Genomic DNA, 13,790 nt, shown 5'->3' on the forward strand with positions numbered 1-13,790 from the left:
TTATACAGCGCTTTCATAAAAGAATTAAGACACTCTTTTTTACACTTTTAAAAAAAATAATAAACTAATTAAGAGGCTTGTACTAAAAATCCACAAGAAATGAACTTGTGGATCTTTTTATATTCTAAATGAACTCAAAGCATATGAGAATCAAAGGCGTGCATTCAACTCAGCACCCAGCTCTTCAAAGCCTGGTTTCCCAAGAAGAGCAAACATGTTTTTCTTATAAGCTTCAACTCCAGGCTGGTCAAATGGATTGATACCATTCAGGTAGCCAGAAAGAGCAATAGCCAACTCAAAGAAGTAAATAGTGTAGCCCAAAGTGAACTCATCTTGCTCAGGCAGTGTCACAAACATATTTGGAACTCCACCATCAGTGTGTGCTAACAGCACTCCATCTGTAGCTTTTTTATTGACAAAATCAACATCTTTTCCTTGCAAGTAGCCAAGACCGTCCAAGTCTTCTGCCAATTCAGGAATCAGCACATTTTTGCGAGGTTTATCTACACGGATAACTGTTTCAAAGAGGATACGGGTACCTTCCTGGATAAATTGTCCCAGAGAGTGCAAGTCTGTTGAGAAGTTAGCTGAAGTTGGATAAATCCCTTTTTGGTCTTTCCCTTCTGACTCACCAGCCAGTTGCTTCCACCACTCAGAGAAGTATTGCAGAGATGGTTCATAGTTAGCTAGAACTTCTGTCAGATAACCTTTACGGTACAAGATATTGCGTACAACTGCATATTGATATGCTTCATTTTCAGCCAACTTATCAGAAGCATAAGCCTTGCGAGCAGCATTTGCTCCTTCCATTAACTTGCTGATATCAGCTCCTGCAGCTGCGATTGGCAAGAGCCCCACTGCTGTCAATACTGTAAAACGACCACCTACACTATCAGGCACTACAAAAGTATCCCAGCCATTAGCATCTGCTTCAACCTTAACTGCACCTTTAGCGCGGTCTGTAGTTGCGTAGATACGTTGGTTAGCTTCTTCTTGACCGTACTTCTTAACCAAGAGTTCTTTGAAGACACGGAAAGCAATAGCCGGTTCAGTTGTTGTACCTGATTTAGAAATCACGTTTACTGAGAAATCTTTGTCTGATACATAGTCTACCAAATCAGCCAAATAGCTTGAAGAGATAGAGTTTCCAGCATAGAGGATCTGAGGTGCCTTGCGTTCTTCCTTTCTTTGCAAGTTTACAAATGAATTATTCAAGAAATCAATAGCTGCACGAGCTCCTAAATAGGAACCACCAATACCGATTACGATCAATACCTCACTATCAGATTGGATTTTAGCAGCAGCCTTTTGAATACGAGCAAATTCATCTTTGTCATATTCTTCAGGTAAGTTCAACCAGCCAGTCATTTCTGCCCCAGGACCTGTACCATTTCGCAGAGCAGAATCTGCTGCAGTCACTTGAGGCTGCATATAATCTAGTTCATGTGGTGCAACAAATTTATCTAATACTTTTGAATAATCAAATTTAATATGTGACATAATATTCCTCCAAAATTTCTTCTCTTCTATCATAACCCTTACCTTAGATTTTTTCAAGTTTTTATACTGAATTTTTCCAAATTTTATCATAATTTAAACATTTGCGTAAAAAATGTTACAATATTAAAATTTGAACGAAATAAGACAAAAAAACGACTAGGTTTCCAGTCGTTATAATTCATTCAATAAATACTCAAATAATTCTAAGTTGCCATCTTCTTCATTGACCAAAAATTCTGGATGCCACTGGAGACCAATAATACGGTGCTCATCAATAGATTCGATTGCTTCAACAGTTTGATCACGTGGATCCACAGCCGTCACGCGGAAATTGGGTGCCAAGTCTTTAATACTCTGACGATGTACTGAGTTAACCTGACTTTCTTTACCAAATAATTTAGACACTACACTGCCATCCACTGTCTCAATAGAATGTGAAGTCCCAAAAGGCAAACCTTGCCAATGACCTTCAATCTCCTGATTGAGCGTACCGCCAAAGGCAACGTTAACTAGCTGGACACCACGGCAAATGGCTAAGATTGGCTTATTCTGACGTAGGGCCTCTTGTAGAAGAGCTAGCTCAAACTCGTCGCGAGTTAGGTTATAGTCGTCGCTATCAATTGTTTTTTCCTCACCATAAAACTGAGGATGGACATTTTGCCCCCCAGTCAAGATGAGCTTATCAATCATTTCTACATAGTCATGGACCACCGACTCATCACCAACTGGGATGACCAAAGGAAGTCCGCCAACCTGACGAATACTCTCAGCAAATTTACAAGAGACTGATGAATGAATATTTTTTCCTTCTGCGTCCACAGGACATAGGTTTGCCGCTACTCCAACAACTGTTCTTGCCATCACTGATTTCCTTTCCTTTTCTATTGATAATCTTATCTTATCATCCTTGCCCACTCCTGTCTAATATGTATTTTTTAAGTCCGTGATAAAATTTTTTTATCAGAAAAAGTTGCCCAAAATTAGGACAACTTTTTTGCTTATTCAAAGACAAATTGATTATGGTACAGTTCGGAGTAAAAGCCTCCAAGCTTGAGTAATTCGTGATGATTTCCTTGTTCGATAACCTCACCATCCTTAAGGACAATAATCTGATCGGCATTGAGAATAGTTTTCAAGCGATGGGCAATCACAAAGCTCGTTCTTCCTGCCACAATTGCCTCCATAGCATTTTGAATCTTGCTCTCTGTTACAGTATCCACGTTTGATGTTGCCTCATCCAAGATTAAGACCTGGGGATCCGTCATTAAGGTTCGAGCGATGGAAATCAACTGCTTCTGACCGGTTGAGAAGACGCTCTGGTCATCATTAATCAGAGTATCGTACTTATCTGGTAGACTTTCGATATATTCATGGATATGCGTAGCCTTAGCAGCTGCTTCTACCATCTCCTGACTGGCATCTGGTACTCCAAATCGAATATTGTCACGAATAGTTCCGCTAAACAAAACAGAATCCTGTAGGACAATTCCCACCTTGCTTCGCAAACTATCCAAATCAAATTCTCGGATATCTCTGCCATCAAAGCTGATACTACCTGCATCCACATCATAAAAACGATTGATCAAGTTCATGATAGTTGTTTTCCCTGAACCTGTCGGACCAACTACCGCAATCATTTTTCCTTTTGGAGCTGAAATGCTGACATCTTTCAGAATCGGTTTACCTGGAAGGTAGGAGAAGTCCACGTTACAAATCTCCACACCCTCTCGCAATTCTGTGAAGACTGGAGCATCTTGAGGACGAATTTCTTCTTCTGCATCAAACATTTCTTGGATACGTTCTGCACCTGTAAAGGCCAGTTGCAAACTTCCCCAGCTCGCCGCTAATTGGATAATGGGTTGGTAATATTGCTGAGAAAACTGGGTAAACATGACAATCAAACCCAGAGCAGTTGCTGTCTCGATATTCTGATCATTCAGTAAAACAGCTGAACCGATAAAAATAACTACTGCTGTATTGACCAAACTCATCCCGTTCATAACAGGAAAGAGAATCCCTGAAAACATTCTTCCCTTGAAAGTGGCCTTTCGAACACGCTCATTTTGCTCAACAAAACCTGCAATCACATCTTCTTGGATACCTTGAACAATAACGGCTTTTTGTCCAGAGATACTCTCATCCATATAAGCATTGAGTTTCCCAACTTCTTTTTGTTGGAGGTTGGTGTATTTTCGTGCTAGCTTTAAGATAAAGAAGACCATGATAACAGCTATTGGAGTGCTGGCAATTGTGATTAAAGCCAAGGTGACATTTTTTACGAACATGACAATCAGCAAGCCAATAAAAAGGGCAATATTTGTCATGACAGACACTAAACTTTCGTTGAAAGCTTGGAGAATATTATCCAAATCACTGGTAAAACGTGACAGGATATCACCATCTTGATGGCGGTCAAAGAAGGAAACAGTCAAGCGAGAAAGCTTGCCAAAAAGTCCCTTACGCATCTCATTTGTCGATTCGGCAATAATACGGCTCATCAAAACCATATAGATAAGACTCGACACCACGAGCACAATCAAAATATAAGCAAGATTAATCAAGAGTCCTAATAGACTTTGCCAAACCATATCTGGGTTACCATTTTGATAGGCTATAACCAAGTTAGCCAGCTCTGTGACTGTTTGACCTGCAAATACTGGAAAGAGGGCTTGGGCTACCGTTGCAATGATAATCATAGTAATGACAACGATAAAGGATGTCTTGTAAACTTTAAAATAGTTCCAAAAAAATTCAAATGTCTTCATCCTACTCCTCCTTTCCTTTTTGCGTTTCGTAAATTTCACGATAGACTGGGTTTGTTGCAACCAAGTCAGCATGTTTACCTTGACCAATCAAGCGACCTTGGTCAAGCACTAAAATTTTATCAGCATGAACAACAGAGCTAATCTTTTGCGCGATGATAATCGTAGTCGTCCCCTTCAAATCCTTGTTAAGAGCCTCTTGAACCAAGCGCTCTGACTTGGCATCAAGGGCAGAGGTTGAATCATCAAAAATCAAGATACGAGGATTGCTGACAATCCCACGCGCAATGGACATTCTTTGTTTTTGTCCACCAGAAAAGTTGGTCCCACGTTCTTCAACCGGACTTTCAAAGGCTAAGTCCATACGACTAATAAATTCACTCGCCTGGGCGATGCGAGCTGCGCGTTCCATTTCTGAAACTGTCGCATCTCCCTTTCCTTGTCTGAGGTTATCTGCGATGGTTCCACTAAAAAGAATGGCTCTCTGTAAGACGATAGAAACTGTTTTGCGAAGTGTCCCTTCACTAACTGTACGAATGTCCTTTCCGCCAATTTTGATCGAACCTTGCTGAGGATCAAACAGTCGTGGAATCAACTGAGCCAAGGTTGATTTCCCTGCACCAGTTGCTCCAACAACCCCAACCATCTCACCAGCTGCGATATCAAAGGATACATCTTTTAGGATAGGTTCTGCATCATTTGGATAGGTGAAGGTCACATTTTCAAAACTGAGACTTCCTTCCAATTCTTCATCTTCCACATCCTTGAAGGTCATAGCCGGTTCTGTATCCAGGATTTCACGAATACGACGGAAGGAAATCATGGCACGAGTGACTGAATTCCCCAAAAATCCAACCATGACGATGGTAAAGATAATCTGACTCAGATAGTTCACAAAGGAAGCAATGGAACCAACTACCGATGGATCTGACTCTGCCATACCGGCTACAAGCCAGATTGAGAGAAAAACAGCCCCGTAAGAAATCAACATCATTGCAGGTTGCATAACAGAAAAGGCATAACCGATATAAAGGTTTTCACTCAGTAATTCATCGGATACCTGCGTAAATTTAGCAAACTGGTCTTTTTCTCGAACAAAAGACTTAACCACGCGCACACCACGTAAATTTTCTTTGGCAATGGCATTGATACGCTCCAATAAGGTCTGGAATTTTGCAAATCGAGGTCCCATCATCCCCATCATAAGACCTGTCATGGCGACGATCAAAACGACCATAAGAACCAGCACCCACCACAACGAAGGTAGAGTGACAACGGCTAATATAAAGGAACCAATAAATAAAATAGGTAGTCGAAAGAGGATTTGGAAGGTCATCATAACGACGTTTTGAATCTGGTTGATATCGTTGGTCATACGCACAACGAGGTTCCCGGCATTAAACTTCTCAATATTGGCGTATGAAAAAGTTTGAATCTTACGAAAGGCATCTTCACGCAAGTCAGACGAAACTCCTTGAGCAATGTAAGCTGCTAACACTACATTGATCCCACCTGCAATCAAACCAATCAAGGCAACAAGGATTAACCAAAAACCAATATGATAAATAGCTTCGTTATCACCCGTTAGCAGTGCCTCTAAAACCTCCTGCAAATAACGTGGTTGCAAGAGTGAACTCGTTACCATTAGACCTGTCATAACCAAGGAAGCCAGGGCCTGCCATTTATAGGCTTTTATTTTCTGAAACAGCATATTTCCCCCTTATAAGATAGACAAAAGGGGACGACAGTTCTGTCAGTCCCTTCTTATGCTTTTATGTTGATACTATTCTAACAAAAAAGAATGCTATTGTCAAAGCACTCAGCTCTCAGAAGCTTGTGCAAGCACGACATTAGCATTCTATCAATCCTTTAAAAATTCTTCTAAATTTTATTGTTCTGAACTAGCTTGCTCGTCTAGCTTAATTCGTCCAATTTCACGGTAGCTACGGTCCCCAACAATCTTGACCGAGAACTGACCATCTTGGTACTCGAGAATCGTCACACTTCCATTATCAAGGCCATGCGGATGCATTCCGTTGATTAAATAAACAATGGTTCCAATAGTCATTCCATGGCTGACTACGAGGGCATTTCCTCCTCCATTAGCTTCCATTTCCTTTGCAATGGCTTCAAAACCCTCCCAGATACGACCACTTAGTTTTTCCCAGCCTTCAGCCCAGCCTGCTGTATCCACTTCTACCAAGCCTTCAGCTAGCTCCGCGTAGGATAAACGATGCACATGATCGACATTAAAAATACGAGGAATGATCCCCATAAAAAGGTCTCCATCATAAGCACCATCAAAACTACCAAAGCACCATTCACGGATTCGCTTATCCATACGATAAGGAATTTGCCCTGTTAAACCTAGTTCCTCAAGGATAATTCCCATAGTCTGAATAGTCCGCCCAGAGTCGCTTGAATAAGCACGCTCAAACTTTAAGCCAGACTCACGCAAACCAATTCCCAATTCGTGAATACCTCGCTCACCTTCAGTTGTTAGTGGAGTATCACTCCAACCTTGAGCACGCCCAATCGTATTAAACATTGTTTTCCCATGACGCACTAGATACAATTTTACACTTGCCATTTTCCGTCCTCCATATGTATCTATTATAGCATGATTTCAAGCAAAAACCTCGTCCTAACCCACTGAGTCCAACATCACCACTTAAACTAGATTTTACAAATCTGATAATCTATGTCTTATCATTCTTAGAAGGATCATCTTTAGATGCCTCGGTGGTCTCATTTTTTACCTGTTCTTCTTTTTTCTTCTCGCTTTCTTCTTTTGACTTTTTTTCTGTTTTCTTCGTCTTGTCGTCGGTCTTTTTCAAAGGTGGAAAACGAAATTCAAATTGATTTTTCCCAGTGTCAACAATCGCTATGAAGCTCTTTTCGTCACTACGATAAGTTGCCTTTCCTGCATTAAATGACAGCTGACCACTCTCCGAACTAGCTTTTTCATAGGTCCTCTTAACAATTGCAAATGCAAGAAGTTTTTCTTTGTTCAGTGCATAATCCTGATGATGAGCTACTTGCCGATTCAGATAAAACTGCAATAAGAGACTAAAAATTCCAGCAATAGTGACAGCGTAAAGAAGAACGCCTGCTCTAACTTTTTTCTTTTTCAACACGATAGATAAACTCCCTCTCTAGTCCCTTTTCAAACTGAAAATTGAAATGAACATTTTGCCCTTTTTGGTAAATATGTGCTGATTTCAGACCGTAGACCATGGGTTGATAGCCACGTCCACTAGCATCTGTTTTCCGAAAATCATCTGACCTTGATTTACCCATGGAAATAGGTTTACCATCTTGTTTGAGGTAAAGCCTATCATTCTCAACTTTTTCAAACTGGGCTCGATTCAGCTCCGCTTCCAGCTGATCTACAAATAAGAGCCATTCCTTCTGCTCACTTCTCTGCTGATAGCGAACTTCTGAAACCAAGAGTCGGCTCATAGCTTGAAAAAGAAGTAAACTCCCACTAATCACAATAAGAGCAACCAGGGATTCTAAAAGAGTAAAAGCTCTAGCTTTACTTTTCCTCAATCGCCAATAATTTCTCCGTTCCATGGTATACCTCCAAACCTCGCTCATTCGAGACAACATGAACCGTAAGGCCATTGACAGTTAACTGCTTTTGTCCAGTCTGCAAAGCCATACGAGCCACTCGCAAAACTTCTTCCTGTTTTAGAAGTTCTACTTCTCTTTTTCTACTTTCTTGAATTTGTCCCAGCAAGAGGGTTGCAATACTTGCAAAAATGGCTAGCGAAATCACTGCCTCTAGTAAAATAACCGCCTTAGTTTTTTGCTTCTTGAATACGTTTAATCTTTCCATTTCCTAGATATAGTTGGTAGCGAACCACTTCTTTCCTTGTTTGAAATCTCACGCTAGCTAGAGACGAATTCCCTCCAGCCTTATCAAAAGTGATTGACTGAGTGGACTGCAGTTGAATCCCTTTAGGAATGGCTAATTTCTGATAGCCATTCCCAATACTTCTCTCTTCTAACATTAAGTTGATCTTCTGCTGACTAGCCAGACTTCGCTTCTGGGTTTCTCGATAAAGTTCCTCAAACTCCATAAAGAAAATTTGCTCTTCCACAGCCGCAAAAGTGGACTGAACTGAACTTGACAAGCCCAAGGCTAACATACTAGCTATTCCTAAAACTAATAAACTTTCCAACATGGTAAAAGCCCTAATCCTCAACTGACTGACTCTTGTTTTGTTTATCATGATATTCTTTGTAGGCTTTTACTTGCTCAACAGTGATACGTCCATCTGCCTCTAGCTTGCTTAGGCTTGCACGCTCATTTTTCTCCAAGCTATAGAGTTCTGCTTGACTTTCTACCACCTTGACGACAGCTGCTTTACCCTTGTCATTCACTGCATCCTTTTGCTTAGTAAGATTTGGCACAAACAGTAAGAGTAGGACGCTAATGATAAGCAACACCACCAACATTTCTACCAGTGTGAAAGCTTTTGCCTTAGCTTCTTTTAATTTCATCAACATCTTTTTCATCTAAAAATTTACCTCCATATTTTGATACATTGGCAGCAACATAGCTGCATACAATAAAACGATTAGCAGGGCTACAAAAATAAAGACCAGTGGTTGAACAAGGTTCATGGTCCGATTAACTCGGGTAAAGAAGGATTCCCAGGTTTTTTCCGCATAGATTTCCAATTCACTTCCCAACTTGGATTTAACTTCTCCATATTCAATGATTAATCCCAACTCCTTTCTAAAGAAAGGATAATCTTGCACAACTTTCGAAAATTCATGCCCATTTTGCAAAGATTGATCTAAATCGTATCCAATTTCCTTAAAAAGAGGATCTCCTTGCTCCTGCATCATCTGGAAAATCTGTGCCAACTCTAAACCTTGTCCAATCATATTTCCCCATTCCCGAGCATAATAGGCAGTTAGATAATACTGAACAAATACACCTAAAAAGGGGATTCTAGCCAGATAAGAAAAGACTTGTATCTTCTTAGATTTTCTGTAGAATATCAGTCCTGTTAAAGATACAAGACTTAGTGCCAGAGTAAGTCCGAGAAAAATCTGTGGCAGGTTACTAATCACTAAGGTAGCTATGTTACTACTATCCAGTTGGGGCAAGAGATAATTCCGCAATCCTAGCATAATTAACAGTAAAAAAGCTAGCAAAATAAGTGGATAGGTCGCAACTTCAATTAACTTCTTTTTTACCTTGGCTAGATTATCCAGATATTCTTCAATTTTCCGCAAGCTCAAATGGAGATTCCCATGAACTTCAGCCAGCGAAAGCTGCGTGACAATTGCACTCGAAAAACCTAAATTCCCCATCATTTCCGAGAAAGATTTCCCTTGCGAGAGTCCTAGGCACATCTGAGTTACATATTCCTTCTCCAACAAAAGACTTCTATCAAGAAAGGAAATAATTTCTACCAAGTGAAAACCACTCGAAAACAAATTGTTAAAGAGAGTGATAATTTTCTTCTGCTTACTGGTAGCCAATTTTCTCCGTTTCAGCTTGAAGGGCAGTGATATGTCCATTTTTAAAAAGTTGGTCAATTTGCTCATTCCAGTTTTCTGCCTGGTGTTCTGAATAATTTTGGTTTGCAAAATCAATAATTCCTCCTCCCCCGATTAGTCTCTGGTAGCATACGCCTTGTAAAACAACTGCGAGTTCATCTTCACTGACGCCAAGTTCTAAAAGACGCTCATAGACCCCACGAATACTCTTTGCATGTATGGTCGAAAACACTGTAGCTCCCGTTAAACTCGCTCGTACAACTGCACGGGCTGTTTCTCTATCCCGAATTTCCCCAATAATCAAAAGATCTGGGCGGTGCCGCAAAGAAAGTTTTATCAAGTTTTCATAGCTCAGTCCAATAGCTTCATTGAGTTGTAATTGTAGCATCTCTTCTTGCTTAATCTCGACTGGGTCCTCAATGGACATGACTTGTTGTCCCTTAAACAATGACTTAGCTAATTCATGCATTAAGGTAGTTTTACCACTTCCTACAGGTCCTGCAAATAGATAAAGGCCGCGTTGCCTAAAGCCCTTTTCTAATTCCTTAAGGTCTTGAAACCAGAAGCGCAACTCTTGTTCTTCATCGTGCAAAAGGCGAATAACTAGACTCTCATGACCACGATAATCTCCTACCGTCGATAAGCGTAGTGAAGAAACCTTGCCATCATGCTGATAATCACAGGACCCAAGCTGACTACGACGCTTTTCTCCAACATTCATCCCCGCAATAAACTTAAAATGACTAATAACTGCGCCCAACTTTTCAAAGTCATAACTATCAACAAATCGCCTCTCGTCTCCAATTCGCATATGTAGCTCATAGATCAGATTTTTAGGAACAAAATAGATGTCTTGAGCTCCTTCTTTTTTGGCCAGTGTAATCAATCCTTGTGCAAGTGCTTGTACCATATCTTCCTCCTTACTGTTATTATTCGAAGAAAATACAAAAAAAGAACAACTTCCTTAAAAAGTTGTCCCTTCGTTTTTGATACGGCAGGTTCGGTGCACCTCAAGCCCTGTTTGTTTTTCATAGCCAGGTCTAAATTTTTCATCTGGAATGACTTGCCCATCTTCCAACAAAGCCAAGGAATGATATTGCTGAAGAAATTCATCGCATTCTTCACACCAGCGTTTATCTTCTGGATCCCAAAAAATAGTCATCAAGTCTCCTCTACTTTTGTAAAGGGGAATCTCCTTTTCTAACTCAAACCAACAAGACTTATAATATTTCAAGGCGTCATAATAGTTATCAAATTTTTTGCTCGCAATGACGTCGTCTTCCCAGCCTTCTATAAACCACCACGGTTCAAAATCTCCGTACATTTTTATAACTCGATACATAGTTTAACTTCCTTTGTACCGTATATTATAGCGAAATTTTAAGAACAATGAAAGAATTTTGCTCATTTTCACGAATTATATAACATTTTCAAAAAATCCAGCTATTCAAAAACGAATAACTGGATTTAAAAACAAGATTAACCTTCTGAAATATCGTTTTCAATGATCACTTTAATCGCATGATGATCGTCGGCCTTACTAAATACTTCATAGGCCTTTTCTATTTCACTAAGTTTGAAATAATGAGTTACCAATTTTTCAGGTTCAATTTTATGACTTTCTAAGGCTTTCAAAAGCTGAGGAGTTGTATTGGTAGAAACCAATCCAGTAGTAACATTAATGTTACGAATCCAAAGAGTGTCCAAATCAAACTGAACTGGTCTACCATGCACACCACAGTTGGCTACTGTCCCATCTACACCGATAATCTTTTGGCAGAGATCAAACGTTGCAGGAATACCAACAGCTTCTATAGCAACATCCACACCTCTACCATCTGTTAAATCATAAATTTCTTGAATTGCTTTTTCAGGGTCTGAAGAATTAATCTTATGAGTAGCACCGAAAGAAACTGCAGTATCCAAGCGGTTATCGTCTAGGTCCACCATAATCAATTTAGCTGGTGAATAGAATTGTGCCGTCAAAAGAGCTGCCAATCCAACTGGCCCTGAACCAACGATGGCTACACTACAGCCAGGCTCAACTTTCCCTTTTAAGACACCAATTTCATAGCCAGTTGGCAAGATATCAGATAACATAACTAAGGCTTCATCAGACAAGTCAGATGGAGTATGATAAAGAGTATTATCAGCATGAGGCACACGAAGATATTCTGCTTGCATACCGTCGATCAAATGTCCAAAAATCCATCCACCTTCGTCTTCACAGTGAGCATAGATTCCTTTTTTACAATAGTAACACTTGCCACATGCACAAACGCAAGAAATTAAAACCTTATCACCCTTTTTGAAGTTTGAAACTCCTGCTCCGACTTCCTCTACAATACCAATTCCTTCATGCCCTAGGATAGTTCCACTCTTACAAGCAGGAACATCTCCTTTAATAATATGAAGGTCTGTACCACAAATAGTAGTCTTAACGATACGCACAATAGCATCTGTTGGCTTGCGAATAACTGGTTTGTCAACATCAACAAATGACGCAAGGCCGGGTTTAACGTAAGTATAAGCTTTCATAAGCAATCCTCCGCTTTTTTATTTGTATTGTTTATATCACAATTGTAAGCCTTTTCAACATAAAAATCAAGTGATATGTGAAAGAGCTCACAAATTTATTAAAAAAAGTAGAAACTAAAGTCGTTTCTACTTTTTAGATTATGCTTGATAGCGTTTTTCTCCATCTAGATAAGTTGCTACTAATTCCAAATCTTTATCTAGCACGATAAAGTCAGCATCATAGCCTTCACGAATTTGTCCACAGACGTCATCGATATGAACTGATTTAGCTGGATTCAGACTAGCCATCATGACTGCTTCATGAGAATTTGCAATTCCCCACTCAACAACATTTTTCAAACCATCTTTAAGTTTGAGAATGGAACCTGCCAAGTTACCTGTAGATTTAAGGCGAGCAGTCCCATTTGCAACTACAACTGGAAATTCACCTAACATATAATCGCCATCTTGCAAACCACCTGCTGTCATACAGTCAGTGATAAGGGCAATATTTTCAGTTCCTTTTTGTTTAAGAAGAATTTCGCAAGCCTTAGGATCAACGTGATGACCATCACAAATCAATTCTGCATAAGTGTGTGGCAACTCATACATAGCACCAACCATACCAAGTTCGCGGTGTGTTAAACCACGCATTCCATTATAGGCGTGAACCCATACACTAGCTCCAGCATCAACAGCTTTTTTTGCTTCATCAAAGGTAGCATTAGAGTGACCAAGAGCAACAGTTACACCTTCACCAGTAATTGTACGTACAAAATCCTCAACACCATCACGTTCAGGTGCAAGAGCAATTTTATTAAGAAGACCATTAGCAGCCTTTTGCCAAGCGCGGAATTCATCCATACGTGGATCTTTCATATAGGCAGGATTTTGAGCCCCCTTAAATTCTTCGGTGAAGTAAGGTCCTTCAAAATAAATACCACGAATCTTAGCACCAGATGCTTCTTGATAGCGTGCACCAATGTTTTCAGTAACAGCCAGCAATTGTTCGTATGATGAAGTTAGTGTAGTTGGTAAGAAACTAGTAACACCTGTGCTAAGAAGGCCTTCACTCATCGTATGAAGTGTACCTTCGATATTATTATCCATAACATCGACACCACCAAAACCGTGAATGTGTGTATCAACTAGACCCGGTGCAATGCTGTAACCAGAGTAGTCTAAAATTTCTGCATCATCCGAAATCTCTTCAACGTGCTTACCAAACTTGCCATCAATAAGTTCCAAATAACCACCGCGACGAATACCATGTGGATAGAAAAATTGATCAGCTTTAATATATTTAGGCATAATGAAAACCTCCTTAAGAAAATATTCTACTATTTATTATGTCAATTACATTATAAACTTTTCAAAACAATTTGTAAATGGTATAGACCTTTTTTAGTGAAATTTTAATAAAGAAATAATCATAACCACCCGTCTAACGGGTGGTTTGCCCCAGGGCTATAAGCCCAAATTACCAGCCAG

15 protein-coding genes are annotated in these 13,790 nt (G+C 39.9%); all 15 read right to left on the minus strand.

Going from position 1 to position 13,790, the window contains the following annotated elements:
- Positions 1-150: 150 nt before the first annotated feature.
- The 15 genes from ADF68_RS00715 to nagA all read right to left on the minus strand — a co-directional run bounded on the left by ADF68_RS00715 (position 151) and on the right by nagA (position 13,610).
- Positions 151-1,500 (minus strand): glucose-6-phosphate isomerase, encoded by a 1,350-nt coding sequence (locus ADF68_RS00715; protein ID WP_000018239.1) that lies wholly within the window; start codon positions 1,498-1,500, stop codon positions 151-153.
- 171 nt (positions 1,501-1,671) lie between these two features.
- Positions 1,672-2,361 carry a gamma-glutamyl-gamma-aminobutyrate hydrolase family protein gene (locus ADF68_RS00720; protein ID WP_049548212.1) on the minus strand — a complete coding sequence of 230 codons (690 nt, stop codon included), beginning with the start codon at positions 2,359-2,361 and terminating at the stop codon, positions 1,672-1,674.
- Between the two features lie 137 nt (positions 2,362-2,498).
- Positions 2,499-4,265 carry an ABC transporter ATP-binding protein gene (locus tag ADF68_RS00725; protein ID WP_049548213.1) on the minus strand — a complete coding sequence of 589 codons (1,767 nt, stop codon included), beginning with the start codon at positions 4,263-4,265 and terminating at the stop codon, positions 2,499-2,501.
- Position 4,266: 1 nt separating this feature from the next.
- On the minus strand, positions 4,267-5,973 hold the full coding sequence (locus ADF68_RS00730; RefSeq protein ID WP_049548214.1) for an ABC transporter ATP-binding protein: 1,707 nt from the start codon (positions 5,971-5,973) through the stop codon (positions 4,267-4,269).
- Positions 5,974-6,150: 177 nt separating this feature from the next.
- Entirely contained in the window at positions 6,151-6,852 is a 702-nt protein-coding gene (locus ADF68_RS00735) for a histidine phosphatase family protein (RefSeq protein ID WP_049548215.1), read from the minus strand.
- Positions 6,853-6,961: 109 nt separating this feature from the next.
- Positions 6,962-7,399, minus strand: a complete 438-nt coding sequence (comGG, locus tag ADF68_RS00740; protein WP_049548216.1) for a competence type IV pilus minor pilin ComGG — start codon at positions 7,397-7,399, stop codon at positions 6,962-6,964.
- Positions 7,377-7,838, minus strand: a complete 462-nt coding sequence (comGF, locus tag ADF68_RS00745) for a competence type IV pilus minor pilin ComGF (RefSeq protein ID WP_049548217.1) — start codon at positions 7,836-7,838, stop codon at positions 7,377-7,379. Before comGF ends, comGG begins: the two co-directional genes overlap by 23 nt.
- On the minus strand, positions 7,801-8,103 hold the full coding sequence (gene comGE, locus ADF68_RS00750) for a competence type IV pilus minor pilin ComGE (protein ID WP_049548218.1): 303 nt from the start codon (positions 8,101-8,103) through the stop codon (positions 7,801-7,803). The genes comGF and comGE overlap by 38 nt, the downstream gene beginning before the upstream one ends.
- On the minus strand, positions 8,066-8,500 hold the full coding sequence (comGD, locus tag ADF68_RS00755) for a competence type IV pilus minor pilin ComGD (RefSeq protein WP_049548219.1): 435 nt from the start codon (positions 8,498-8,500) through the stop codon (positions 8,066-8,068). The genes comGE and comGD overlap by 38 nt, the downstream gene beginning before the upstream one ends.
- Positions 8,463-8,786 carry a competence type IV pilus major pilin ComGC gene (gene comGC, locus ADF68_RS00760; protein ID WP_049548220.1) on the minus strand — a complete coding sequence of 108 codons (324 nt, stop codon included), beginning with the start codon at positions 8,784-8,786 and terminating at the stop codon, positions 8,463-8,465. Before comGC ends, comGD begins: the two co-directional genes overlap by 38 nt.
- Positions 8,787-9,803, minus strand: a complete 1,017-nt coding sequence (gene comGB, locus ADF68_RS00765) for a competence type IV pilus assembly protein ComGB (protein ID WP_075230791.1) — start codon at positions 9,801-9,803, stop codon at positions 8,787-8,789.
- Positions 9,751-10,692: a competence type IV pilus ATPase ComGA gene (gene comGA, locus ADF68_RS00770; protein WP_049548221.1), complete on the minus strand. Its 942-nt coding sequence runs from the start codon at positions 10,690-10,692 to the stop codon at positions 9,751-9,753. Before comGA ends, comGB begins: the two co-directional genes overlap by 53 nt.
- Positions 10,693-10,746: 54 nt before the next feature.
- Positions 10,747-11,124 carry a DUF1033 family protein gene (locus ADF68_RS00775; RefSeq protein WP_049548222.1) on the minus strand — a complete coding sequence of 126 codons (378 nt, stop codon included), beginning with the start codon at positions 11,122-11,124 and terminating at the stop codon, positions 10,747-10,749.
- A 137-nt stretch (positions 11,125-11,261) separates the two neighbouring features.
- Positions 11,262-12,320, minus strand: a complete 1,059-nt coding sequence (locus ADF68_RS00780; RefSeq protein WP_049548223.1) for a zinc-dependent alcohol dehydrogenase family protein — start codon at positions 12,318-12,320, stop codon at positions 11,262-11,264.
- Between the two features lie 138 nt (positions 12,321-12,458).
- Positions 12,459-13,610, minus strand: a complete 1,152-nt coding sequence (gene nagA / locus ADF68_RS00785) for an N-acetylglucosamine-6-phosphate deacetylase (RefSeq protein WP_049548224.1) — start codon at positions 13,608-13,610, stop codon at positions 12,459-12,461.
- Between the last annotated feature and the right edge of the window lie 180 nt (positions 13,611-13,790).

The organism is Streptococcus pseudopneumoniae (genome assembly GCF_001068775.1).
GTDB lineage: Bacteria > Bacillota > Bacilli > Lactobacillales > Streptococcaceae > Streptococcus > Streptococcus pseudopneumoniae_N.

Coding starts and splice junctions, on each gene's coding strand:
- ADF68_RS00725 (WP_049548213.1), bottom strand. CDS start 4,265: ATGAAGACATTTGAATTTTTTTGGAACTATTTTAAAGTTTACAAGACA.
- ADF68_RS00780 (WP_049548223.1), bottom strand. CDS start 12,320: ATGAAAGCTTATACTTACGTTAAACCCGGCCTTGCGTCATTTGTTGAT.
- comGA (WP_049548221.1), bottom strand. CDS start 10,692: ATGGTACAAGCACTTGCACAAGGATTGATTACACTGGCCAAAAAAGAA.
- comGC (WP_049548220.1), bottom strand. CDS start 8,786: ATGAAAAAGATGTTGATGAAATTAAAAGAAGCTAAGGCAAAAGCTTTC.
- comGD (WP_049548219.1), bottom strand. CDS start 8,500: ATGATAAACAAAACAAGAGTCAGTCAGTTGAGGATTAGGGCTTTTACC.
- ADF68_RS00730 (WP_049548214.1), bottom strand. CDS start 5,973: ATGCTGTTTCAGAAAATAAAAGCCTATAAATGGCAGGCCCTGGCTTCC.
- comGE (WP_049548218.1), bottom strand. CDS start 8,103: ATGGAAAGATTAAACGTATTCAAGAAGCAAAAAACTAAGGCGGTTATT.
- ADF68_RS00715 (WP_000018239.1), bottom strand. CDS start 1,500: ATGTCACATATTAAATTTGATTATTCAAAAGTATTAGATAAATTTGTT.
- comGF (WP_049548217.1), bottom strand. CDS start 7,838: ATGGAACGGAGAAATTATTGGCGATTGAGGAAAAGTAAAGCTAGAGCT.
- ADF68_RS00775 (WP_049548222.1), bottom strand. CDS start 11,124: ATGTATCGAGTTATAAAAATGTACGGAGATTTTGAACCGTGGTGGTTT.
- ADF68_RS00720 (WP_049548212.1), bottom strand. CDS start 2,361: ATGGCAAGAACAGTTGTTGGAGTAGCGGCAAACCTATGTCCTGTGGAC.
- ADF68_RS00735 (WP_049548215.1), bottom strand. CDS start 6,852: ATGGCAAGTGTAAAATTGTATCTAGTGCGTCATGGGAAAACAATGTTT.
- comGB (WP_075230791.1), bottom strand. CDS start 9,803: ATGGACATATCACTGCCCTTCAAGCTGAAACGGAGAAAATTGGCTACC.
- nagA (WP_049548224.1), bottom strand. CDS start 13,610: ATGCCTAAATATATTAAAGCTGATCAATTTTTCTATCCACATGGTATT.